Source organism: Streptosporangium heterodermiicola (assembly GCF_051390675.1).
Taxonomy (GTDB): Bacteria; Actinomycetota; Actinomycetes; order Streptosporangiales; family Streptosporangiaceae; genus Streptosporangium.
This window is the reverse complement of record NZ_JBPJSR010000005.1, coordinates 205,283-227,460: the sequence shown is the minus strand read 5'-3', so window position 1 is coordinate 227,460 and position 22,178 is coordinate 205,283. Positions and strand designations below refer to the sequence as shown.

27 protein-coding genes, 2 pseudogenes and 1 riboswitch are annotated in these 22,178 nt (G+C 70.1%); of the genes and pseudogenes, 14 read left to right on the top strand and 15 right to left on the bottom strand.

The window, feature by feature from the left end; genetic code table 11:
* Nucleotides 1–90 precede the first annotated feature (90 nt).
* The 4 genes from ACSC1Q_RS13360 to ACSC1Q_RS13345 all read left to right on the top strand — a co-directional run bounded on the left by ACSC1Q_RS13360 (nt 91) and on the right by ACSC1Q_RS13345 (nt 2,210).
* On the top strand, nt 91–471 hold the full coding sequence (locus ACSC1Q_RS13360; RefSeq protein ID WP_436759000.1) for a roadblock/LC7 domain-containing protein: 381 nt from the start codon (nt 91–93) through the stop codon (nt 469–471).
* 4 nt (nt 472–475) lie between these two features.
* Nucleotides 476–1,369: a hypothetical protein gene (locus ACSC1Q_RS13355; protein ID WP_436758999.1), complete on the top strand. Its 894-nt coding sequence runs from the start codon at nt 476–478 to the stop codon at nt 1,367–1,369.
* Between the two features lie 76 nt (nt 1,370–1,445).
* Nucleotides 1,446–1,826: a roadblock/LC7 domain-containing protein gene (locus ACSC1Q_RS13350; protein ID WP_436758998.1), complete on the top strand. Its 381-nt coding sequence runs from the start codon at nt 1,446–1,448 to the stop codon at nt 1,824–1,826.
* Nucleotides 1,827–1,838: 12 nt separating this feature from the next.
* Nucleotides 1,839–2,210, top strand: coding sequence for a hypothetical protein (locus ACSC1Q_RS13345; RefSeq protein ID WP_436758997.1), 372 nt, complete (start codon nt 1,839–1,841; stop codon nt 2,208–2,210).
* Nucleotides 2,211–2,329: 119 nt separating this feature from the next.
* On the opposite strand, the gene ACSC1Q_RS13340 is transcribed toward ACSC1Q_RS13345, so the two are convergent.
* From ACSC1Q_RS13340 to ACSC1Q_RS13330, 3 genes are all read right to left on the bottom strand, one after another.
* On the bottom strand, nt 2,330–3,190 hold the full coding sequence (locus ACSC1Q_RS13340; RefSeq protein WP_436758996.1) for an alpha/beta fold hydrolase: 861 nt from the start codon (nt 3,188–3,190) through the stop codon (nt 2,330–2,332).
* A 156-nt stretch (nt 3,191–3,346) separates the two neighbouring features.
* A complete protein-coding gene (locus ACSC1Q_RS13335) occupies nt 3,347–4,174 on the bottom strand; it encodes a hypothetical protein (protein ID WP_436758995.1) in 828 nt (275 codons plus the stop codon).
* 260 nt (nt 4,175–4,434) lie between these two features.
* Nucleotides 4,435–4,585: riboswitch (cyclic di-AMP (ydaO/yuaA leader) on the bottom strand.
* A gap of 342 nt (nt 4,586–4,927) precedes the next feature.
* Nucleotides 4,928–5,818: a DUF4253 domain-containing protein gene (locus ACSC1Q_RS13330; protein ID WP_436758994.1), complete on the bottom strand. Its 891-nt coding sequence runs from the start codon at nt 5,816–5,818 to the stop codon at nt 4,928–4,930.
* A 257-nt stretch (nt 5,819–6,075) separates the two neighbouring features.
* On the opposite strand from ACSC1Q_RS13330, the gene ACSC1Q_RS13325 reads away from it, so the two are divergent.
* Together ACSC1Q_RS13325 and ACSC1Q_RS13320 are read left to right on the top strand one after the other, a co-directional pair.
* On the top strand, nt 6,076–6,861 hold the full coding sequence (locus ACSC1Q_RS13325; protein WP_436758993.1) for an IclR family transcriptional regulator: 786 nt from the start codon (nt 6,076–6,078) through the stop codon (nt 6,859–6,861).
* Nucleotides 6,862–6,903: 42 nt separating this feature from the next.
* Nucleotides 6,904–7,866 (top strand): sugar kinase, encoded by a 963-nt coding sequence (locus ACSC1Q_RS13320; RefSeq protein WP_436758992.1) that lies wholly within the window; start codon nt 6,904–6,906, stop codon nt 7,864–7,866.
* A 60-nt stretch (nt 7,867–7,926) separates the two neighbouring features.
* Here the strand turns inward: ACSC1Q_RS13320 and ACSC1Q_RS13315 are convergent, their stop codons facing one another.
* Nucleotides 7,927–8,244, bottom strand: a complete 318-nt coding sequence (locus ACSC1Q_RS13315) for a hypothetical protein (protein ID WP_436758991.1) — start codon at nt 8,242–8,244, stop codon at nt 7,927–7,929.
* 118 nt (nt 8,245–8,362) lie between these two features.
* Between ACSC1Q_RS13315 and ACSC1Q_RS13310 the strand changes: the two genes are divergently transcribed.
* The 3 genes from ACSC1Q_RS13310 to ACSC1Q_RS13300 all read left to right on the top strand — a co-directional run bounded on the left by ACSC1Q_RS13310 (nt 8,363) and on the right by ACSC1Q_RS13300 (nt 10,665).
* Nucleotides 8,363–8,542: a hypothetical protein gene (locus ACSC1Q_RS13310; RefSeq protein ID WP_436758990.1), complete on the top strand. Its 180-nt coding sequence runs from the start codon at nt 8,363–8,365 to the stop codon at nt 8,540–8,542.
* A 204-nt stretch (nt 8,543–8,746) separates the two neighbouring features.
* The gene (locus tag ACSC1Q_RS13305; RefSeq protein ID WP_436758989.1) at nt 8,747–9,457 is read left to right on the top strand and encodes a response regulator; all 711 of its coding nucleotides are present in this window, start codon (nt 8,747–8,749) and stop codon (nt 9,455–9,457) included.
* Nucleotides 9,451–10,665, top strand: a complete 1,215-nt coding sequence (locus ACSC1Q_RS13300) for a sensor histidine kinase (protein ID WP_436758988.1) — start codon at nt 9,451–9,453, stop codon at nt 10,663–10,665. The genes ACSC1Q_RS13305 and ACSC1Q_RS13300 overlap by 7 nt, the downstream gene beginning before the upstream one ends.
* Here ACSC1Q_RS13300 and ACSC1Q_RS13295 read toward each other — a convergent pair.
* Complete coding sequence (locus ACSC1Q_RS13295; RefSeq protein WP_436758987.1) at nt 10,614–11,342, bottom strand: hypothetical protein; 729 nt, start codon at nt 11,340–11,342, stop codon at nt 10,614–10,616. The two genes, ACSC1Q_RS13300 and ACSC1Q_RS13295, sit on opposite strands and share 52 nt — an antisense overlap.
* A gap of 378 nt (nt 11,343–11,720) precedes the next feature.
* Between ACSC1Q_RS13295 and ACSC1Q_RS13290 the strand changes: the two genes are divergently transcribed.
* Both ACSC1Q_RS13290 and ACSC1Q_RS13285 read left to right on the top strand, forming a co-directional pair.
* Entirely contained in the window at nt 11,721–12,275 is a 555-nt protein-coding gene (locus tag ACSC1Q_RS13290) for a hypothetical protein (protein WP_436758986.1), read from the top strand.
* Entirely contained in the window at nt 12,272–12,646 is a 375-nt protein-coding gene (locus ACSC1Q_RS13285; protein ID WP_436758985.1) for a DUF427 domain-containing protein, read from the top strand. Before ACSC1Q_RS13290 ends, ACSC1Q_RS13285 begins: the two co-directional genes overlap by 4 nt.
* A 122-nt stretch (nt 12,647–12,768) precedes the next feature.
* On the opposite strand, the gene ACSC1Q_RS13280 is transcribed toward ACSC1Q_RS13285, so the two are convergent.
* The 6 genes and pseudogenes from ACSC1Q_RS13280 to ACSC1Q_RS13255 form a co-directional block, all read right to left on the bottom strand.
* Complete coding sequence (locus ACSC1Q_RS13280; protein WP_436758984.1) at nt 12,769–13,392, bottom strand: hypothetical protein; 624 nt, start codon at nt 13,390–13,392, stop codon at nt 12,769–12,771.
* Between the two features lie 1,153 nt (nt 13,393–14,545).
* Nucleotides 14,546–15,010: an NUDIX domain-containing protein gene (locus ACSC1Q_RS13275; RefSeq protein WP_436758983.1), complete on the bottom strand. Its 465-nt coding sequence runs from the start codon at nt 15,008–15,010 to the stop codon at nt 14,546–14,548.
* A 241-nt stretch (nt 15,011–15,251) separates the two neighbouring features.
* Entirely contained in the window at nt 15,252–15,761 is a 510-nt protein-coding gene (locus tag ACSC1Q_RS13270) for a class I SAM-dependent methyltransferase (protein ID WP_436758982.1), read from the bottom strand.
* Between the two features lie 85 nt (nt 15,762–15,846).
* Nucleotides 15,847–16,053, bottom strand: a complete 207-nt coding sequence (locus tag ACSC1Q_RS13265) for a DUF397 domain-containing protein (protein ID WP_436758981.1) — start codon at nt 16,051–16,053, stop codon at nt 15,847–15,849.
* A gap of 50 nt (nt 16,054–16,103) precedes the next feature.
* Nucleotides 16,104–16,556 (bottom strand): annotated as a pseudogene (locus ACSC1Q_RS13260) (DUF5753 domain-containing protein); the annotation flags it as partial.
* A gap of 15 nt (nt 16,557–16,571) precedes the next feature.
* Nucleotides 16,572–16,817, bottom strand: a pseudogene (locus ACSC1Q_RS13255) (helix-turn-helix domain-containing protein); the annotation flags it as partial.
* Between the two features lie 277 nt (nt 16,818–17,094).
* Here ACSC1Q_RS13255 and ACSC1Q_RS13250 point away from each other — a divergent pair.
* The gene (locus ACSC1Q_RS13250) at nt 17,095–17,454 is read left to right on the top strand and encodes a hypothetical protein (RefSeq protein WP_436758980.1); all 360 of its coding nucleotides are present in this window, start codon (nt 17,095–17,097) and stop codon (nt 17,452–17,454) included.
* Between the two features lie 221 nt (nt 17,455–17,675).
* Nucleotides 17,676–17,969, top strand: coding sequence for an ATP-binding protein (locus ACSC1Q_RS13245; RefSeq protein ID WP_436758979.1), 294 nt, complete (start codon nt 17,676–17,678; stop codon nt 17,967–17,969).
* 27 nt (nt 17,970–17,996) lie between these two features.
* On the opposite strand, the gene ACSC1Q_RS13240 is transcribed toward ACSC1Q_RS13245, so the two are convergent.
* The gene (locus ACSC1Q_RS13240; protein WP_436758978.1) at nt 17,997–18,584 is read right to left on the bottom strand and encodes a hypothetical protein; all 588 of its coding nucleotides are present in this window, start codon (nt 18,582–18,584) and stop codon (nt 17,997–17,999) included.
* A gap of 203 nt (nt 18,585–18,787) precedes the next feature.
* Here ACSC1Q_RS13240 and ACSC1Q_RS13235 point away from each other — a divergent pair, with 203 nt between their 5' ends.
* Complete coding sequence (locus ACSC1Q_RS13235) at nt 18,788–20,074, top strand: hydroxyacid-oxoacid transhydrogenase (RefSeq protein ID WP_436758977.1); 1,287 nt, start codon at nt 18,788–18,790, stop codon at nt 20,072–20,074.
* A 10-nt stretch (nt 20,075–20,084) separates the two neighbouring features.
* On the opposite strand, the gene ACSC1Q_RS13230 is transcribed toward ACSC1Q_RS13235, so the two are convergent.
* The 3 genes from ACSC1Q_RS13230 to ACSC1Q_RS13220 are packed head-to-tail and all read right to left on the bottom strand — an operon-like array spanning nt 20,085 to nt 22,177.
* Nucleotides 20,085–20,642: a DUF5994 family protein gene (locus ACSC1Q_RS13230; protein ID WP_436758976.1), complete on the bottom strand. Its 558-nt coding sequence runs from the start codon at nt 20,640–20,642 to the stop codon at nt 20,085–20,087.
* A complete protein-coding gene (locus ACSC1Q_RS13225) occupies nt 20,618–21,406 on the bottom strand; it encodes an ABC transporter permease (RefSeq protein WP_436758975.1) in 789 nt (262 codons plus the stop codon). The genes ACSC1Q_RS13230 and ACSC1Q_RS13225 overlap by 25 nt, the downstream gene beginning before the upstream one ends.
* Nucleotides 21,407–21,415: 9 nt before the next feature.
* A complete protein-coding gene (locus ACSC1Q_RS13220) occupies nt 21,416–22,177 on the bottom strand; it encodes an ABC transporter permease (protein ID WP_436758974.1) in 762 nt (253 codons plus the stop codon).
* Nucleotide 22,178: the final 1 nt, after the last annotated feature.

Sequence of the window (22,178 nt, the reverse complement as noted above, 5' to 3'; positions counted from 1 at the left end):
CTATCAAAGCCCTAGTCAGGGAGGTTGGTCTCCGAGTGGTTTCCCTACGCTGACCGGGCGACGCCTGAAGTCGCCAGCGAGGGAGAGCACGTGCTCGGAATCGAAGACTGTCTCACCGAGGTGATGGCCATCCCCGGCGCCCTGGACGCGATCCTCATCGATCAGACCAGCGGGACCGCGGTGGCCACCGGCGGTGCGAGCCGCCACGCCGACGTGGAGAGGTCGGCCGCGGGGCTGAGCGAGACCCTGCGCGCGACGCTCGACGGGCTCGCCTTCGCCTCCCCCGGCGGTACGGTCCGGATCAACGACATGATCGTCACCACGGACGGCGGCCACCATTTACTGCGGCCGCTGGAAACGCCTTTCGACGGTCCCCTGGTCATTTACGTCAGGCTCGATCCCGAACGCTCGAACCTGGCACTCGCCCGCCACCGCCTCCAGGCCCTTTCCGGCCGCCTGATCTCGACGTGAGACCGTGCCGACCGTCGAGAACATCCTCAGCGGGCTCGCCGGCGACCACGCCACCGGCTCCCTGCGGCTCGGCAAGGCGGGGGTCATCTACCTCACCGACGGTCGCGTGACCTACGCCGAGAGCGCGGCCGCCCCCCGGCTGGAGGACCTGCTGGGCGCCTGCCGGGGGATATCCGCCCACGCCCTACGGCAGGCCAGGCAGGCCGCCACCCGGCAGCCGCCGGACCCGCGGCCGTCGGGAGGCGAGCGGCTGGTCGCGCAGGGCCTGCTCACCAGGGGGGAGCTGGAGTTCTGCGTGCTGAGCACGGTGCTCGACGCCGCGTACTTCCTGCTGCAGGCCACCGGGCACCGGCCCAGGTTCCGGCGGGGAGAGCGGCACTGGCTCGGACCGCAGTGGTACTTCGACGCGACCGGCCTGCTCCGGGAGTGCGAGCGGAGGAAGGCGCAGTTGGAACAGACCTGGCCGTCCGCGGAGCTGGACACGCTCCCGGTCGTCCCGCTGGGGCGCATCAGTGCCCAGCGGGTGGTGCTGAGCTCGCTCCAGTGGGAGGTGCTGGTCGGCGCCGACTCCACGTCGACCCCGGCCGACCTGGCGCGCAAGCTGGGCCGTCCCGCGTACTCGGTGCTGCTCGCCGTACGGCAGCTCGCCTCGTCCGGACTGCTCCGCGTCCCGGGGCCCGGTCCGGCCGAGGTTCCCGGGGCCCGCGAGGCCCCCGAGGCCCTTGAAGCTCCCGCGGCCCCGGACCCGCTGCCCAGGCGGACGAGGGGCGCCACGGAGATCCCGGCGGCCGGTACGGGCTCTCCCGGGACGTCGGGGTGGCTTCCCAGGGCGAACGGGGACCCGTCCGACGTCAACCTGCTCATCCGGCTCAGGAACGCATTGGAGGCCATGACTTGAGCGACTTGAGCGACTTGAGCCCGGTCACATGCCGATAAGGCTGCGGACGCTGAAGCTGATCGGAAGGAGGATGCCGGTGGAACTGCGCGAGGAGATACGGCGCGAGATGGCGGCGCTGCGAGAACGCGTACCCGACGTGAACGGGAGCATCGCGTGCAGCGTCGACGGTCTGACGATAGCGAGCGACCTGGAGAGGGACGGCGAGCAGACCGGCGCGCTCTCCTCCGCCGTGCTGGCCCTCAGCCGCCGGATGACGAGCATGGCCGGCAAGGGCGCCTTCGAGGAGACGCTGATCTCCGGCACCAACGGCTACGCGGCGTTCTACGCCGCCGGACCCAAGATCGTCCTCACGGTCCTGGCGCGCCCGGGTACCAACCTCGGGCTGCTCCGGATCGAGGGCCGCAAGACGGCGGCGAGGCTGGCGGCCGTCAGCTCACGCGTATCGATACCCCAGTGATCGGAGACAGCAATGGGCAACATGGACATCTCGCTCAAGGAGATGATGACGATCGACGGCGCCATCGGCTCGGTCGTCGTCGACTACAACAGCGGGATGGCGCTGGGCGCGCTCGGCGGGTCCAAGGACCTCGACCTCCAGGTGGCGGCCGCGGGCAACACCGAGGTCGTCAAGGCCAAGCTGCGGACCATGGAGTCGCTCGGCCTCAAGGACGGCATCGAGGACATCCTCATCACGCTCGGTACGCAGTACCACATCATCCGCCCGATCTCGGGCCGGAGCGGCAAAGGGCTGTTCCTCTACCTGGCTCTCGACCGGAACCGGGCCAACCTCGCGCTCGCGCGGCACGTCCTGCGCGGCATCGAGGAGAAGCTCGAAGTGTGATCCTCCGGTGCGGCCCGCGCCCCGGGAGGCACGGACCGCACCGGAGCCCTCCCCGAGCTTCCCCGGGCCTCCCCGGGCCTCCCCGGGCCGTTCCGGAGCTTCACCTGAAAGGCCGGAGGTCAACGCCCGGAGTCGGCGGCGGTGGTGAGCTCGTCGATCGCGTCGACGAAGGCGGGCCAGAGCTCGGCGGGCAGGTCGTGGCCCATGCCCGGGAAGGTGATCAGCCGGGCGCCGGGGATCGCGTCGGCCGTGGCGATCCCGGCGGGCAGCGGGACGAGCGGGTCGTCCTCCCCGTGCAGCACGAGAGCCGGGACCGCGAGCTCCTTGAGCCGGGGCGCGCGGTCGCCGGAGGCCATGATCGCGGCCACCTGCCTGGCCGTGCCCGCCGGGTCGTACGACCGGTCGTAGCCCAGCCCGGCGATCTCGGCGTTCCACTCCCGGTCGAACGGGTAGCCGGGCGAGCCGACTGCCGCGCAGTTGTCGAGGGCCCGCCGGATCGCGCTCTCGCGGTCGGGCGTGAAGGCCGGCATGAGCACGTCGGGGTCGGTCAGCAGGGCAGCCCCCGGGCTCGGGGTGGACATGATCGAGGTGAGGCTGCGCACCCGGTGCGGGTGGCGGATCGCGAGTGACTGCGCGATCATCCCGCCCATCGAGAGGCCGACCACGTGAGCCGTGTCCCAGCCGAGCGCGTCGAGCAGCCCGGCGGAGTCGTCGGCCATGTCGCCCAGCAGGTAGGGGACCTCTCCGCTCCCGTCGAGGGCGGGCGTCCCCGCCTCGCCCAGGTGGGTGCTCTCGCCGCTGTCGCGGTTGTCGAAACGCACCACGTGGTACCCGCGATCCGCGAGCAGCGCGCAGAACCTCTCGTCCCACTGGATCATCTGGCAACCGAGGCCCGTGATCAGCAGGAGGGGCCGGGCCCCCGGGAAGCCGAAGGTTTCGTAGGCGATCTCGATGCCGTTCGCCGGGGCCCGCAGAGTCATGGCGCTCCTACCGTCCTTGCTGGTTACGCGGGACAGAATGCCATTCGGGGGAAAGCCGGCCACCGGCGGGGTGGGATCTCCCCCGGGAGGGCCATGGCCGGGGCCCCGCCAAAGAGAGTCGGAGCGGGGGAACTCCGGCGGGGCGCGACCTCCGGCTCAGTTCTTCCCGGCGCCGATCCCGGCGGCGCGGGCGCCGGCGACGGCCACGCCCGCCGGGGTGTGCAGGGAGGCGGGCTCGACCATGACCTTGGGCTTGCCGGCCCACGGCCGCACCGCGGCGCTCGCCAGCTGGGTCTGCACGCCTATGCCCAGTTCCTGGGCCTTGGCGAAGACGACCGTCGGGGGCTTGGCCGGGCTGTTGTCCCTGCGGCTCCAGGCGCCGGTGGAGAACGCGACGGGGTGGTTCTTGATCCCCGTACCGCCGCCCCACTTGGTGACCACGTACTTGATGTCGATGTGGCCCATGCCGCCGTTGCCGTCCACGCCGAGCGTGCCGGCGTTGAACGTTCCACCGGTCAGGTCGGCGAAGGTCTTGGCGTCGATGTCGATCATGATGCCCTGGTTCGAGGGCGAGCCGGGACCGCGGTCGCCGACGAAGAACTTGGCCTTCTTGCCCTTGTAGATGAGGTAGCCCTCGGTGAGCAGGGGCCAGCTCGGGCTGGCGATCATGCCCTTCTGCATCGGCCTGCCGCTCGCGGGCAGACCGGTGTCACCGGCCCGGCCGGAGGAGTCGTCCCAGAAGTAGGAGGCCGTGGTCGCGCCCTGGAGGAGGACGGTCTCGGCACTGGCCTTCGCCACGCCGACCTCGGGGTCGGCGGTGGCGGCGAAGCAGGTGGTGGCGGGCAGCGCCAGGGCGACACCGGCGGAGGCGAGGACGCTCGCACCGACCAGGGCGGCGGCCGCGAGACGCTTGCCGCGAGGATTGTCGTTCTGCCAGGTGGACTTGCTCAGGCCGTTCTTGTGCATACCAAAGAAGGGGCGCATGGAGAAAAGGCTCTTTCGCGAGGGAACGGGGCAGCCATGTGCGACACACCGAAGGGGGTGCACTGGCGGGGACGCGCTCGTCGGAAAAGGGGGCGTAGCCGGAATCTCAGGCAATCGCTACGCGGAGCACGATCTGGAAGCTGCCGCGATCGGGGCGGCGAGAGGGTCGGGGGGACGGGGGATGTCGGGGGGAAGAAAAGTCAGGTGGTCGGCACGGACACGGGGTGCACCGACGTGGTGACGCGGTGATCCATGAGGGGATCTCCTCTCCATCTCGTCTACCGGGTTAGCTGACGGGTTCGGGCGGTGGAGTTGCCCTATCGCCGCGCGGTCGCGGCGGATTCACCCCGGAAAAGTGGTTCCCCGGCTCCGGAGCCCGTAGGGGCCCTCGGGATTCGACGTCGGCCGGCCGCTCCCTCTTGTGAAGGGCAGGTCGCCTACCGATAACTGTGGACACTACCCACCAAAACCGGACAAAGCAAAGCAAACACCATGAAAACCCCAGAAGATCTACCTACAACCTTCAAGGAAGCCTCATCGATCGCCCCATCAGGCCAACAACCGTCCTACCAGCACGGATGTCTCCCCCATGTCGAGGATCGCCTCCGGAACCCCGCCCCGGCCCCGTTTCCGGGCCTCATCCCGGGACGTCGCGCCCACGGGTCCCGTACGGGGGGAATCACGCCTCGCGGGTCGAGCCCACACCGGCCGATCCCCGTCCCGGGACACCACGCCCGCCGGGCCCCGCCCCGTTCAGTCCCACCAGAACGACCAGGCGTTCCTGCCCTTGATCTGCTCGGCGTAGTCGATGAGGTTCCCCGCCCCCTGGATGATGCTGTCGGGGCAGAACGTCCAGTGCTCAGCGGCGACGTGCAGGGCGTGCTCCGAGGTCGTCGGGGGCGCGGCGACGCTGAGGTCGAGGGTGTTGAAGCCCATCCCGACCACCCGTACCCCGAACCTGTCCTCCCAGCTCCGCACGACGGCCGCGAGCGGGACCATCCACTCGTTGTGGTTCAGGGCGCCCTGCCAGCCCATGACGGCGAGGGCGTCGGCCCCGCGCTCGACCGCGACGAGCCCGAGCGGGGTCCTGCGCTCGGCCACCAGACCGGCGTACCAGTCGGCGACCACGCCGGGATCGGCGGCGAGCCTGCCCGAGGGGGCCGGTCCCGGACACTCGGGACCGAAGGGGTCGAGCAGCTCCAGCTGGTCGGCGTTGGCCCTGGCGATCCAGTCGGACCACACCTCGGCCATGAACGCGGCGGCGTGGTAGTTGTCGATCTGCCCGGCCGTGTCCGGGGCGATCTGGCCGGCCGACCAGGGCTGGACGGAGTCCTCAAGCAGCACCGGCCACAGGCCCGACCGCTCGTGCTGGGCCCTCAGCCGGGCCCAGTACTCGCCGGAGACCGCCACCTCGCTGAGCCAGAACGCCGGACGGCGACGGACGGCGAGCTGAGCGTAACCGGGGTCGGGCCACACCACGTCCCCCGGCGGCAGCTCCACCGAGAGCCTCCTGCCCGCGCCCTCCCCGGTCCCGTCGCCGCCCTCGCTCCCGTCTGCCCTGTCGGCTCCGTTGGCCCTGTCGGCTTCGTCGGCGAACAGCTGGCCCAGAACTGGCGGAAGTCGCTCGCTCTCGCAATCGCTCATCTCTACCGATCCGATCCTGACCACGGACCAATTTTGGCCTGTCAACCACCCCGAGGGACAGTTCTGCCCTGGTCCAGGCAAAAATTATCGGTATCGCGGAGAACGGAACCGGGTGGGTACCCACCCTCCGCCGCCCTGCCCGGCTGTACGCGATTTGTTGTGCAGTGCAGAACGTTGTGCTGCAAAGTCGCCATGGAGCGGCGTACTCGCCTACCTTGACCAGGTATTCGATTGCCGGATCACAATGGGAATCCGCGATGAGTGAGCCCGCTCCCGAACGCAACCAGTCCGCCTCGCTCCGACGCGCCCTCGCCGTTCTCGCGCACGTGCGCGACCACGCGGGCGCGGGCCACGGCCTGTCGCTCACCCGGCTCGCCGAGGCGCTCGGCCTGTCCAAGAGCACGGTGCTCCGGCTGACCGCCCCGCTCATCGAGGCCAGGCTCCTGGAGCGCGACCGCAGGAGCGGCGCCTACCGGCTGGGCAGCGGCGCCCTGCGCCTCGGGCAGGCCTACCTCTCCACCCTCGACCTGCGGACGGTCGCCGCCGAGGAGTCGCACCGCCTGATGGCGGAGGCCAGGGAGACCGTCCACCTCGTGGTCTACGACCCGCCCGACGTGGTCTACATCGACAAGGTCGAGAACGAGACCAACGTGCGCATGGCCTCGCGCATCGGCAGCCGCAACCCCGTCTACCGCACCGCCGTGGGCAAGGCGATCCTCGCCTGGCAGCCGGAGGAGGCCGTCGAGGAGATCGTGGCCGCCGGGATGCCGCACGTCACCCGGTACACCATCACCGACGCCGCGCGCCTGCGCGCCGAGCTGGGCCGGATCCGGCAGCGGGGCTACTCGGTCGACGACCGGGAGAACGAGCCCGAGGTGCGCTGCGTCGCGGCGCCGATCTTCAACCACAACGACGTCGCCACCTCGGCGATCTCCATCTCGGGCCTCACCTCCCGGATCACCGCCGCGCGGGTGCGAGACCTGGGCCCCCTGGTGGCCGAGGCGGCCCTGCGCATCTCCAGAAAGCTCGGGTCGACCCGATGATCGACGAAATCCACCCGCCGACTCCCTAAGGACCCGTTTTCCATGACTGATCTGGTAACGCTCGGTGAGAGCATGGCGCTGTTCAGCGCGCGGCGCACCGGCCCGCTCAGGCACGCCCGCGACTTCGGGCTCGGCGTGGGCGGCGCGGAGTCGAACGTGGCCATCGGCGTCACCCGCCTCGGCGGGCGCGCGGCCTGGATCGGCAGGGTGGGCGCCGACGAGTTCGGCGAGCTGCTGCGCTCGACGCTGGCCGGTGAGGGCGTCGACGTGCGGGGGATGCGGGTCGACCCCGGGGCGCCCACCGGACTGATGATCAAGAGCAGGCGCACGGCCGAGATGGTCGACGTGCGCTACTACCGCTCGGCGAGCGCCGGATCCCGGCTGCGCCCCTCCGACCTGGACGTCTCGCTGATCCGCTCGGCGCGCGTGCTGCACGTCACGGGTATCACGCTCGCGCTGTCGGCCTCCGCCGCCGAGGCGGTGCGGGCCGCGGTCGCCGAGGCCCGCGACGCGGGCGCGATCGTGTCGATGGACATCAACTACCGTCGCGCCCTGTGGACGCCCGCCGAGGCGTCCGTCGCGCTGCGGGAGATCGTGACCTCCGTGGACGTCCTGTTCGCGACCGAGGCCGAGGCCCGGCTGATCGTCGAGGGTGACGACCCGCTCACCCTGGCCGGGGCCCTGTCGGCCGTCGGCCCGCGCCACGTCCTCATCAAGCGCGGCGCCCTCGGCGCGATCGAGCTCTCCGACGGCGCCGTACGGCACGCGGAGCCCTACCGGGTCGTCGAGCTCGACCCGGTGGGCGCCGGGGACGCCTTCGCCGCGGGCTGGATCGCCGAGACCCTCGCCGGGGCGACCTCCGAGCGGCGGCTGGCCACGGCCTGCGCGGCCGGTGCCTTCGCCGTCACCGCCGACGGCGACTGGGAGAGCCTCCCCCGCCGCGCCGACCTGGACCTGCTGCGCCCGGCCGACGCGGCCGCCACCGTCGACGCGGTCAGCCGCTGACCCGTTAGCCCGTTGGCCCGCTGACCCGCTGACCCGCTGACCCGCTGACCCGCTGACCCGCTACGGCTCGAAGAGGACCAGGGGGTGGCGGCGCACCATTTCCAGGACCGCTCGGCACACCTCTCCGGCCCGGGGAAAGACCGCGCTCATCAGGACGAAGTTCTCACCCACGGTGAGCGGCTCCGACCATGGCGAGGATCCGTAGTTGTCGGCGGTCAGGTCCGGGAAGAGCGCCGTCAGCTCCTCGTAGAAGGCCGCCACCTCCGGGCGCGGCTCCCCGGGCGCGGCTCCGCTCGCGTCCCAGACGAGATAGCGGTGAAGCGCCTCCCGCGCGGTGAGCGGTTCGGCGCCGAACCAGACTCCGAGATCAAAGCTCACACCACATCCCCGTCATCCCGTCCTCGCCCCGGTCGTCCGGCCGTCGGATACTACGGCCCCGATGAGCGTCCGGCATCTCCGCCCGGACACGCGGGAAATGCCCTGCTAGAAAGGATCGATGCGTACCCCGGCGAAGAACACCCGGCAGGCGCCGCGAGCCGGTCACCCCTACCTGTGCGGGGCGGTGGGCGGCCTGTTCCAGCGGATCTCGATCACGGTCGGCTTCTGCTGGGTCAGCGCCCTCGCCGTCCATCTGATGCGGGCCCCCCGGGGTTCCGTACCCGCGCGCCCGGCCTGACCGCTCTCTCGTCCTTGTCGCCGGTGCCGGACGCCGGATACCGGAGCCTTTCGCGTGACCTGTGAACGACGCGTGCCCGGGTGTCCCGGGAGCCGTCCGTCGCGCGGCGGACCCGGAATCCACCGCGTGGCGGACGGCGGCCCGGCTCGCGTCTCGCCCGCGGAGGGGAGTCGGCGGGCGGCGGCGCTCGGTAACGTGCTGCGCATGCCCGGCAGGACGCGCGACCCCGCGAGGATCAAGCTGGTCATCGCGGACGACCAGGCCATGATCCGCGCCGGGTTGCGGTTCGTCGCGGAGGCCGCGCCCGGCATCGAGGTCGTCGGGGAGGCCGGCGACGGGCTGCAGGCCATCTCCGTGGCCCGGCGACTGCGGCCGGACGTGGTGCTGATGGACATCGCGATGCCGCGGATGGACGGCGTGGGCGCCGCCCGGCGGCTGCTCGGGGATCCGCACCCGCCCAGGATCGTCATGCTGACCACCTTCGACACCGACGAGAACCTGCACGCCTCGCTGCGTGCTGGAGTGAACGGCTTCCTCCTCAAGACCTCGTCACCGGAGCAGCTGATCGAGGCGGTACGGGTGGCGGCGTCCGGTGACGCGCTCATCGACCCTGCGGTCACCACGCGGGTGATCACCTCGTTCGCCGCGTGCCGCGAGCCGGTCGTACCGCCCCCTCCGCCCCCGCCGCCCGAGCTGTCCACGCTCACCCAGCGTGAGCGTGAGGTGCTGCGCCTGATGACCAGGGGCATGTCCGATCTTGAGATAGCGAGCGAGTTGCGTGTCGGCGATGTGACCGTGAGGACCTACGTCGCCCGGGTGCTGCGGAAGCTCGGCGTGCGGGACCGGAGCCAGGCCGTCGCGTTCGCCTACGAGGCCGGGTTCGTGAGCCCCGGCCGGCGGGGCCGCACGTGCTGAGGAGGCTGCTCCGCGACTGGCGGCCGACCTGGCTGGACGTCCTGCTCTCCCTCGCCGTGGGAACCGCCGGGCTCGTCGAGTCCTTCGGCCGCCAGGGTTCCCTGCCCGGCCAGATCGGCGACCCGGCGCCGATGGCGGCGGGCGCGGTCGTCGCCGGGACGACGCTGCTGCTCCGGCGCCGGTTCCCCGTGACCGTGCTCCTCGCGCTGATCGCGGTCGGCCTGGCCGTACGGGCGCTGTCGGGTGGCGGCTACTACGCCGCCTGGCACTTCTACTCGACACTCATCCTCGTCCACACCGTGGCCGGCTCCACGGAACCGCGGAGCCGCCGCGGGGTCGCGGGACTGGCGTGCGTGCTGGCGGCGTACGTCTTCCTGCAGACTTTCCAGCGCAACGACGTCGCCGAAGTCATGATCGGCGCCGTCTTCATGGGGGTGGCGTACGGGAGCGGCATCCTGCTGCGCCGCCAGATCGACCGGACGTCACGGCTGGCCGAACGCGCCACGCGCCTTGAGGTGGAGCGTGAGGCGCGGGCCCGGCGGGCGGTGGCGGAGGAACGGACCAGGATCGCCAGGGAGCTCCACGACATCGTCTCGCACAACGTGAGCGTCATGACCCTGTACACGGGCGTGGTACGGATGCGGCTCGGCGACGAGCACGCGCGAGAGCGCGACATGCTGCTCGGGGTCGAGCAGGCCGGCCGTGAGGCGGTCGAGGAGCTCCGGCTCATGCTGGGGATGCTCCGCGGGACCGCCGGTCCCGGCCCCGACGCCCTCCAGCCGGACCTGGACCAGCTGGACGAGCTGGTCACGCACGTCAGGGAGGCCGGGCTGGACGTCCGCCTCCGGATCGTCGGCGAGCCCCGGCCCCTGCCGCCGGGACTCGGGCTGTCGGCCTACCGCGTGATCCAGGAGGCTCTGACGAACGTGCTGAAGCACGCCCACGCCACCGGGGCCGGCATCGTCATCACCTACGGCCGGACCGGGCTGGACGTGGAGATCACCGACGACGGCACGGGCGACGGCTCTGAAGGACATGGCTCCGGAAGACACGGCTCCGACGGACGTGGCTCTGACGGACACGGTCTGATCGGGATGCGTGAGCGGGCCGCGATGCACGGCGGTGAGCTGTCCGCCGGTTCCGTACCCGGCGGCGGTTACCGGGTGGTCGCCCGCTTCCCGCTGGACGCCCCGGCGGGGATCCGCTGAGTCTCCCCCTGCCCGTCCTGCCCGTCCTGCCCGGCCCACTCCGCGTCGCTCATCCGCAGCATCCACAGCCCGATCGCGCCGGAACCGGCCAGGTAGAGCAGGCCACCCGCGACCGTACCGACCGGGAAGACCGGTGCGGAGAGAATGCCCGCGAGCATCGCGAAGGGAGCCGACCAGGCCCACCACGGCCCGCGACGGGCGTAGGCCAGGGCCAGCCCGAGCAGGAACAGGCCCAGCAGCCCGAGGAAGCCCGGGATCTGGAACCCGAAGGTGGCGCCGGGGTCGGCGAACGCCTCGTCGGCGAGCCGCGCGCCCTCGGCGGGCGGCAGGGCGCGTTCGAGGCGGGAGTAGAAGAAGTCACCCAGCATCAGCCCGGAGAAGTTCACGACACCGAGCAGCGCGAGACCACCGGCGAGGTGGCCGAGGACGACTCCCCGGTGCCGGATGAGGTGGATCATCCCGATGATCCCCGGGACCATCAGCACCCAGCTCCAGTGCAGGAGCGAGGCGCTGACCGAGACCTGGTCCGGATACCTCCCGTAGACGCCGACGGTGTCACCCCCCTGCCGGAGCGCCGGGTCGGCGGCGATGCCCGCGATGTAGACGAGCGGCGCGACGACGAGGCACGCCCCCGCCACCAACCTGCGGAAACCGATCGGATCGGAGAGTACTGACATGCGATCTTCCTTTGCGTTCCGGCCCGCGCCGGGGTGGGCGGGGTGGGGACGGGAACGCTAGGCGGCGACGGCGTCGCGGGCGTCCTCCTCATGGCCTATCCGCGCTCCCCCACACAGCGGACCGCGCCTCCGCACTCCCCCCACCGGCGGACCACACGTCTCTCCGCCACCTGCCGAGCCCGTCCGGCACGCGGAAGGCGAAGCCGTTCATCGAGGCGTGCCGCGTTCCTCGACGGCACCCCAAGATCCACAACTCATGGGGGGCATCCCCGAACCCGCCGCCTCACAGGGAAGGATCTCTCAAGTATTTACTCTAAGTAATCAAATTACTACTCTATGTATGCGTTTCGTGACACTCACCCCCAGGGAGGTCCCAAGATGAGCATGATCCAGTCTGGCAAACCGACCCCGAACTCCGACTCTCCCACCGCCACGAGGGCCGGTGACATCAGCACCTTCACCCGGGTCACCTACCCCACGCCTTTCCCACGGGGGGCGGAGGTGATCCTCCACACCACCGTGCAGACCTTCAACGGCGCCGACACCCCCGGCGCCCGGCTCCACAACGCCGACAACAGCGGGTTCCACATCCGCCTCAACGAGATCCACGGCCAGGGCAACGTGGGCACCGGCGACGGCCGCCACACCAACGAGACCATCGGCTGGACCGCCCGCACCGTCCGACCCCACCGCCCCCCTCTGACGGGCGGGCCCTCTCGCGACTCCGGCCCGAACGTCCGAAGGGCTCGCCCCCTGCCAGGGGGCGAGCCCTTCTCTCGTATCGGCGCGTCACTTGTACGACGGCTCTCACGTTCGAGTCCTACCGGCACCACGCCGCCCGCGTCGCCCGGCAGCCGGCAGGGGAACCGCGCCGGGTCCGGGCGTACGCCGGTCCGGCAGACTGGACATGACAGAAAGGGGGTCCCGCCATGACCGACAAGCCCGTCCTGCAGCCCGGGCCCAGCCATCCGATCACGATCACGGCGAACCCGGCCCGGGTCGTCGTCTCGGTGGGGGGCAAGGTGGTCGCCGACTCGCAGCGCGCGCTGACGCTGCAGGAGGCGTCGTACCCGCCGGTGCAGTACGTCCCGATCGCCGACGTCGACCGCTCGCTGCTGGAGCGGACCGACACCGCCACCTACTGCCCGTTCAAGGGCGACGCGAGTTACTACACCGTCACGGTGGACGGGAAGCAGGCGGTGGACGCGGTGTGGTTCTACGAGTCGCCGTACCCGGCCGTCGCCGAGATCAAGGACCACGTCGCCTTCTATCCCGACCGGGTCGACTCCATCGTCGTCGAGTAGCCGTCCGGGGCGCTTTCCCGGTGTCCCGGGTGTTCCCCGCGCGAGGACATTTCCCGGGAGGACGACCGAGCCGAGCGGCGGCCTTGTTCCGGCCGCCGCTCGGGCCGGTAAGGGGCGGTGGGTCAGCTCCACCTGATCGATCGCGCGTCGTCGTTGAAATTGCGGCCGCTGAGCACCGGCATGACCGCCCGGTCGTTCAGGTAACCGGTCGACGGGGAGATGAACCCCGCATAGGCGTAGTGGTTGGTGTAGCAGTTGGCGTGGTTCTTGGACGAGGAGATGCGGTCCCACCAGCTCCGCGGAAGATTGAGCGAGTAATCGCTGTCGGTGGTCGGGCCGGTGCACCTCCGGGGGCCACGGAAGGCGTACGAGGCGCCACCGTAATTTATGTGCTGATACTCGATCCCGATCACCAGCAGGGCCCCGTTGGCCGCGGGGGCCGCTTCGGCGCCGGAGGACTTCTCGCTGCTCCCGAGCAGGGCGTCGAGGGCGGGGTCGTCCACTCCCTCGACGGCGGTGGCCGGGGCGTTGGTGATGGCGCCGTCGGCGGCGAATCGGATCGCCTCGGTGAACGTGGAGAAACAGCGCTCCGTACCCAGCTTGTTCGCCCCTCCGGTCACGTCGACGACACAGTTGTTGACGGGGCCGGGAGCCGGTCCACGGGACGTCGCGACGGCCCCGGCCGGTGCCGGCGCGGAGGCGATCAGGGGCAGGACCGTGCTGAACCCCACCGCGAGGAGGCTCAACCGCCGTACGGTGCCACGCTTGGCTCTGCCACGCTTGGCTCCCTACCGCGATCCGGTCTCGGTTTCCTGGCGCATTTCCTTCTCCTTGCTGCTCTCTCTCGAATTCATGTCGCGCTTGCCGGAATTTCGACAGGGCTTCCCAGCGTCCGAGAAATCTCGTACGCCTGCTTCCCGTCTCGTTTTTTCCGCACTTCTCACGTACCGGTTCGCGCGCCGTCCAATACAGCGTGCCGCGCGTTCACACTTTCCCCATCACGCCCGGCTTGCCAGCAAATACACTCTTTCGAGAGTCACTCGCACCGGCTACTCGACGCGTCGCGTTCGAATGTAAATGGCAGATGGTTTCCCTGAAAGGCGACACGGCGATGTTAATCTGATTATCGAGGCCAGAGTTAGCAATATCCCAACAAGGTTTGCTCGCATGTATATGTCGATATAAATTGCCGTGGCTGCCCGTCGTTCGAGGCCGTCGACCGGGAGCGCGGGGGCGCTCACACCGGTGCGAGCTCGTCCGGCCCCGGCGATATGTCCGGCCCTCGCCCGGACGCGGACACCAGGAATCCGAACGACGTCCTACGCGTCTGACACCTTGTGAATCACACGCGGCTTTTTCGACTGCTCGTGTTCATGGTGTTGTCCGCTGTCACGTTCGGTGCGGTCTCGGCATGTACGGTCCCCTTCGCCGACCGTCAACCGCCGCCGCCATCACCGTCCCGGCCCGCGAAGCTTCCGAAGCCGCCCGAGCTGGATCCCGCTTCCGAGGTGTGGCCCGAAGCGATGTTCACCCTGCCCGCCAGGTTCGGGAAGGAGCCCGACGTCCAGCCGCTCGCCATGCTGAGCGAGACCGAGGCCCTCATGGTCACCCTCGAAATGCGCCCCCGGTTCGTGTCGTACGACCGCCGGACGCGGCGGCACCGGGTGCTGGCCACGGCTCCGAAATGGAGTGAATGCGGTATGTGCTTTGAGATCAAAAGCGTGGCCGTGGGCGAGAAACAGATCGTATGGACCGTTGGGGCCTACCGTTCCGAGCGCTGGAACCCTGGCCTGCGACACGTCGAACTGTGGGCCATGCCGAGGTCGGGCGGGCAGATGAGACTGGTGACCTGGCTGACCGAGCGCCGCAACCGACCCGACGAGCTTTTCGTGGAGGAGGCTAGACGTACTCGCGCCGGACGAGAAGGCGGTGTGACTCCTGGAGCTCTGCCGGCAGGTCGTCCGGGGCGAACCACTTCGCCTCCAGGATCTCGAAATCGTCGATTTCGAGCGTGCCACCGACGAGCTCGGCCTCGTAGGCCACCTCCAGGCGCAACCGGTAGCCGCTCTTCAGGCGGACCAGCTCTCCGACGTGGACCTTAAGCCCGGTCTCCTCCCGCACCTCGCGGCAGACCGTGTCCTCGAAGGTCTCCGACCTGTTCGCGTAGCCGGTCGGGAGGCCCCACTGCCTGCCCTCCGGCCAGAAGCGGTGCTTCAGCAGGAGGACGTTGCCGTCCTGGTCCCGCACTATGCCGGTCACCCCGACCATGAACGTGGCATGGCGAAGCCAGTTGACGCGCCACTGAAGCGAGCCACTGGCCAGCCTCCAGAGCCGGACGGTCAGCTTCTTCACGGTGAATCCCATCCACGGTCCATGGGCCGGTGCCTGCCTGAAGATCAGACGCTACCCGTTCGGGCCATGACGCCCGAGCCCGGTTTCACGAACCCTGGACGTAATAGGAGTCAACCGCGGGCTGGCCTGTGTAGTTGGGCCCGGCACGGTCGTCGGAGCCGAGGTAGTGGTAGGGCAGCTCGACGACGCGCCGGCCTCGGCAGGTGATACGGCGACGCCGGGGGTCGTAGTCCAGCCCGGCCTCCCGCAGCGCTTAGGCCAACCGGCGCCCCGCCGGTACGCCGTCGTCCACGAGGACGCTCCGGGTGTCGAGGTTGCCGACGAGCAGGCCGTCCTCGGCCAGCCAGCCGGCGGCCCGGGACAGGACACCGAGTTTGTCTCCCACGTAGTGCAGGCCGTGGACACAGGTGATCAGGTCGAACGGCTCCTCGGGCTCCCAGCCGGTGATCGAGGCGGTGACCAGCCGGAGTTTCGGCGGGCGTGACGGCCCGGCGAAGAAGTCGACCAGGTCGACACCGACGATCTCCGCCTCGTCCCCCAGCTGTCGGGAGGCCTCGAAGAGAGCGCGGGCCGAACCGCAACACAGGTCGAGCCAGCGCACCCGTCGTCCGGTCCGCATCCGCTCACGCAGGACCTCCAGCACGTCGATGCCCAGCTCCCGGCCGTACCCGTTGGAACCGGTCAGCCCCCGCTCCCGGTTCATCACCCGGTTCGCCACCACCGACGAGCGCTCCAACGCCTCGTCATCGAGCAGTTTCGCCAAGGAGGTCGCTTCCTCTCGTCGGTCACCGCGGCTGTCCTGTGGAAGCCGGACCGGCGCTTGACGACGCCACGTGTCGTGCTTCCCGTCAGGCCAGCCGGTCGAACTCACCGATCTTGGCGCCATCGACGAAGGTCCGCCACTCGGCGGGGGTGAAGAGAAGCTTGGGACCCCGGGGGTCCTTGCTGTCGCGGACCGCCACCACACCCGGCAGGTTCGCGGCCACCTCGACACACTGGCCGCCATTACCCGAGGAACGCGATGACTTCCGCCACACAGCGGCACTCAGGTCCATTCCCGTTTCACTTCCTCGATCATTTTGAGGGATACATGCTCAGGATAGGCTCATAGTCGTATCGCTTCATATCGGTTTCTGATGGAAGTCACGAGATCGCAGTCAGTCGTGACATGTCCCTGGGCCGGAGAATCCGCGTGGATGGTTTCCGGCTGCCCACCCGTAAGCTCGGCGATCATGAAAGCTCCCGCCAAACCCGGAAGACAATCCGGGTCGACGATCTGAATGGAAACGGCAGGCTTCTCGGTGATCTTCAGCAAGTGGTCGAGTTGCTCGCGCATCACCTCTGCACCACCTACCCGACGGCGTAACACGCCCGCGTCAATGAGAACCAGAAGCAAGGGAGGGTCGTTTTTTTCGAGGATTCGCTGACGTCGCATGCGCGCCTGAACACGCTCTTCCACCTCCTCAGGGGTCATTCGAGGCTCCTTGGCGAAAAGGTGCCGGGCGTAGGACTCCGTCTGGAGGAGGCCGGGGACGAGAAGAGGGTCCCAGGAGCGGAGGACGAGGGCGGCGGGCTATATTTCCTCGGCCCGGCCGATGAACCAGGCCGGGCCGCTGGGGCGGGCGACGATGTGTCGGCGCAGGTCCGTGAAGTGCGTGCTGCCGTTGGAGCCGAAGAGCAGATCGAGCCGCTCGGCGTCGGATCTCGACGGTGTGCGGGTGGCGGACTCCAGGCGGCTCACCTGCGTCTGTGTGCATCCCAGACGTGAGGCGACGGAGCTCCGGGACGGTTGCGCGGCCTCGCGCAGGCGGCGCATCTCGGATCCGAAACGCGCGTGCGAGGATCCGGGCTCCGGGGGAGGGCTCGACGCTCATCGCATTCCTCCTGAAATAGAGAAAAACGGCTTTTTGGGTTAATGGGCGATGTCAGCTCTTGGTATCGACAGGCCGACCGTCGGCATTTTCAGCTGTCTCTCGGGTTGCCGATCCGGTTATGCCCTCACCTCTCATGAGGGCAATCTAATCACACGTCCTCTTGATTCGACAGGACGGAATGGAAAGCATCCCATCGCCTTTAAACCGGAGACGAGACGAGCGATGAATGACCAGAACGGCGACCTTTCACGCCTCGGTCGTGTTCGCCGGGGGCATCCGGAGGACAGGAGCATCACGGCGGTCGAGCGGCACGAGCGATTCGTCCATCCGACCCGGCTCGGCCGGGATCTGCACCGCCTCGGCGTGTGCACCTCGCCGGTCCTCCCGGTGGCGGGGCAGCCGATTCTGGAGATTCGTACGGTGACGGGCACGGCACTGGTCAGGATCACGGTCGTCCGGCGCCACTGCGGGTGGGCGTTCGTCTGGCGGCCCTGGTGGGCGCGGCTGTGGCAGCGCGGGGAATGGGTCTCGGCGGAGGCCGACAACGCGGCCGACATGATCATGTCGGCGGTGGCCGCGTGAGCTCCGAGCAGGAGGCAGCGGGGGAAGAGGGCGACCGCCCCGGACATCTCGGTGACGGAACTTCAACGATGCCACGGCAGGAAGCCGGACGCCACGACACGATGCCGTGGACGTGTGGGCCGTACAGCGCGTGGCGGAAGGTGTTTCCCGGGCGGGTGGAGTCCGTGCCGGAGGCTCGGGCCTGGGTGCGCGATCTGCTCGCCGGGTGAGCCGGAGCCTCGGTGCTCGACGACGTGCCGCTCCTGCTGAGCGAGCTGGCCACGAACGCCGTGGCCCACTCCGGCTCCGGGCGTACGGCGGACGGACGGGTGGCCGTCTACGTGGCGCGTACCAGCACGACGGTCCACGTGGAGGTCACCGGCGACGGGTCCGTCACGAGCGCGCCCGCCGTGCGCGTGCCGGAGGCGGACGACGACGGCGGGCGGGGGTTGTGGCTGGTGGAAATGGTCGCGGCCGGGTGGGGGTCACACCGCGACGGCGCGAGCGGGTCGGTCTGGTTCCAGGTGAACGAGTGATTCACCGTCCAGCGAGTGCGGCAGAGGTCAGTTGGCCCAGGTCGCGTTCTTCAGGATTCCGGCCAGGCCCGGGGTGGCCCACTGGTCGACGACGAGGATCTTCGACTGCGGCAGGTACCACTCGCGCTGGTTGAACGTCGACTTCTGCCCGCCGTCGCTGTACGACACACACCGGCCGGGCCAGACCCGGTAGTGCGCCTTGTGCGCCACCCCGATGTTCCGGTAGCCGACCACGATCGCCTTGCCGATGACCTGGCCGTACTTGGGGTTGGACGGGCAGCGCTGCACGTCGGAGGCCGGGTAGTACGGGCCCTGCGTGGGGTCGTAGCGCCGGAAGCCCTCTCCCCCGAACTTGAGTGTCTTCGGTCCCATGACCCAGAAGCTGTCGCACCCGGGCTGGAAGTAGCCACGGTTGGGCCGTGCGCAGGCACCGGTCACCACCTGGACCCGGTCCGCGGTCCCGTACACCCGCCAGGAGCTCGGGATCTCCAGGGTGAGCCCGCCGCGCAGGCGCAACAGCGCGGTGGACGCGTCGGAGGTGGCGGACGCGGGGAGCTGGGCCGACAGCACGGCGGCTCCGGCCACAGCCGCCACCGCGATCGTTCTCTTCATCATGGCGGCGACGATATGGAGTCCGGCTTGTCGCCGGCTTGCAGGTCTCTTGCCCGCGAAAGGCTCCGGATCTCCTGCCCGCGAGAGGCCCCGGGCCCACGATCGGCAGGCGGGTGGACGGCGACGACATACCGCTGGGTATGCTCGCTGACGCGGATGGCCCCCGTCCGGTGACGCCGGTAAGAACCGCGAGAGAGGAGCCGGGCGTGTTCACCGCTCCGAGCAACCCCGAGTCCGTTTTCACCTACGGTGCCCCCGCCCTGAAGTTCGGGCAGGGTGCCTCGGCCGAGATCGGCTTCGATCTCGGGCAGTACGGCGTGCGCCGCGTCCTCGTCGTCACCGACCCGGGGGTGGCCGCGACCGGCGCGCCGCGGCGGATCGCCGAGCAGCTGGCGGGCTTCGGCATGGAGGCGAGCGTGTACGACGGCGTGCGCGTCGAGCCGACGGACGAGAGCCTGCTCGCGGCCATCGAGCACGCCCGCGCCTCCGGCCCTTGGGACGCCTTCGTCGCCGTCGGGGGCGGGTCGAGCATCGACACCGCGAAGGCCGTCAACCTGCTCACCACCAACCCGGGCGAGCTGATGGACTACGTCAACGCGCCCGTGGGGGGCGGCCTGGCGCCGTCGCGGCCACTCAAACCGCTGGTCGCGGTGCCCACGACGACGGGTACCGGGTCGGAGAGCACCACGATCTGCGTGCTCGACGTGCTGGACCTGAAGGTCAAGACCGGGATCAGCCACGCCCGGCTCCGCCCGGTCCTCGCGGTCGTCGACCCGGACCTGACGATCTCCCAGCCTCCGGGGGTCACCGCCGCCTCCGGGATGGACATCCTCTGTCACGCCCTGGAGAGCTACACCGCCCGCCCGTACACCTCCTACGAGCGCAAGCGTCCCGAGGAGCGCGTCCCGTACTGCGGCTCGAACCCGGTGGCCGACATGTGGTCCGAGCGGGCGCTGCAGCTGCTCGCGCGGTCCTTCCGCGCCGCCGTACGCGACGGGGACGACAACGAGGCGAGGGCGCGGATGGCGCTGGCGGCGACGTTCGCCGGGCTGGGGTTCGGCAACGCGGGCGTGCACATCCCGCACGCCAACGCCTACCCGATCGCCGGTCGGGTGAGGGACTTCCGTCCCGAGGGCTACCCGGGGGACGAGCCGATGGTGCCGCACGGGATGGCCGTCGCGCTGACCGCTCCCGAGGCCTTCAGGTTCACCTTCGAGGCGCGGCCGGAACGGCACGCGCGAGCGGCCGAGCTGCTCGACCCGTCCGCCGCCAGGCCCGGCGACCTCGCGGAGTTCCTGCCCGGCGTGCTGGCGAGGCTGATGCGCGACGTCGGCATGCCCAACGGCATCGGCGGCGTCGGCTACACCGAGGCGGACGTGCCGGCGCTCGCGGAGGGGACGATGAGGCAGCAGCGGCTGCTCGCCACCGCCCCGCGCCCGGTCGGCGAGGACGACGCGGCCGGGATCCTGTCCCGCTCCATCACCCTGTGGTGAGGGAAGGTGGTCAGGAGACGGGGTCGCCTCCGGTCACCTGACCGCCCTCGTCCTCCCAGGACGCCTCTTCGTCCTTCGAGGTGATCGGGGAGGCGGCGGTGAGGATGCCGGCCGGGCCGGTGGCGGCCTCGGATGTGACGGCCGGTTCGAGCGCTTTCGCGGCGGTGCCGCTCTCGGTGCCCGGCGGGATCACCAGCAGGTTGATCGGCTCCATGCCCACCGGGATCAGGGTGACCACGTGCGGGTCCATGTGCCGGAACCAGCCGATCTTGACCTGGCGGCCGGGAGCCGCGACGCGGTGCGGGATGTCGTCCCACGCCTTCAGGGGCAGGCCCACCCGCAGGACGTGCCGGTCGAGAAGCGCGTCGACGGCGGCGATCAGTCCGGGCAGTTCCACGGTGGCGTCCAGCGAGTACGGCCACCAGGCCCCGTCCACGGCTCCCCTGCGGCCGAGGGCGGGATCCAGGCTGAGGCGTACCTCGGGGGGAGCGGTCGCGGCGACGTCGCCGGAGGTGGAGCACGCTGCCGGGCCCCCGCGCGGGTTCAGTGCAGCATGACGCGTGCCCACTGTCTCCGGGCCACGACGAGGCCCAGCGCTCCCATGGCCAGGAGATAGAGCACACTCACGATCAGGCCGGAGTCGATCTGGCCGAGGGCGCACCCGCGCAGCAGCTGGATGGCGTGGTAGAGGGGGAGCAGCTCCACGATGATCTGTATCACCCGGGGGTAGACGGTGACCGGGTAGAACGTCGTCGCGAAGAGGAACATCGGCAGCAGCACCAGCTGCACGTACTGGAAGTCGGGCCACGCCCTGATGCGCGTCGTCACGGCCAGTCCCGCGCCCCCGAAGGCGAAGGCGACGAGCAGCGTCCCGGCCGCCGCGACCAGGGCGTCCGGCCAGGAGACCAGCCCGAACACCGTGATCACGAGGAGGAAGCCGATCGCGGTGATGAACCCGCGCAGCACCGCCCACGCCACCTCACCGGCGACGATCCCGGTGAGGGACACGGGGGTGAACAGGATCGCCCGGTAGTACCGCTCGTGGGTGAACTTGACGAAGGCGCCCTCCATCGTCTCGTAAAGGGCGCTGTTCATCACCGCCGTGGCGAGCAGGCCGGGCGCGACGAACGCGGCGTAGGTGACGTTCACCCCGTCGACGCCCCCGACGAGCTGCCCGATGCCGACGCCGATGGCGAGCAGGTACAGGATGGGCTCGAAGATCGAGTACATCGCCATGGTCCACGGGTTGCCGCCCGTGTGCACCCGGAGGTTGCGGAACACCAGGAAGTGCGCGCCACCCCAGCGGGGGACGATCTCCAGGTTGTGCGGCATGTCGACCCCTCAGACGTGGATGTGGCGCCGGTACGTGGTCAGGGCGACCGCGACGCCCCCGGCCGTGAGCGCGGCCAGGTAGCCGACGTGGATCGCGGAGGTGAGCGGGGTCGCGGTGCCCAGGCTCAGGGTGCGGCACAGGTCGACGCCGTGCCACAGCGGTGTGACGTACGCCAGCGGGCGCAGCCAGTCCGGGAGCGTCTCGATGGCGAAGAAGGTCCCGGAGAACAGGTACATCGGCATCAGCACGAACCGGAACACCGTGTTGAGGGTGTTGAACGTGGTGACGGTCACCGTCCACGCCGCCAGCGGGGCCGCGAAGGCCATGCCGGTGAGCAGCGCGGCGGGCACGGTGAGCACCGCCCACGGGGAGCGGGTGGCGCCGAAGGCGGCCATCACCACGGCGAACGCCAGCGCGCTCGTCCCGATCCTGAACGCCATGAACAGCAGGTGCCCGGCCATGATGTCGCGGGGTTCCAGCGGGGTCGCGGCGGCCACCAGGTAGCCCTTGCCCCGCCGCAGGGAGCTGTGCACCACGAACGCCGCCTCGACGTAGGCGTTCTGCATCGCCGCGGCGGCGAGCATCCCGGGGGCGAAGAACTCCAGGTAGGTGAGGCCGCCCAGCGACGCGGGGTCCACCAGCTGCCCGAGCCCGGCGCCGATGGCGACCAGGAAGAGCAGCGGGTTCGCCACGCTGATGACGATGGTGCCCTTCCAGGAGCGGCGGTAGCGGAGCATCCACGAGGAGAACTCGCGTAGGAACATGGGCATG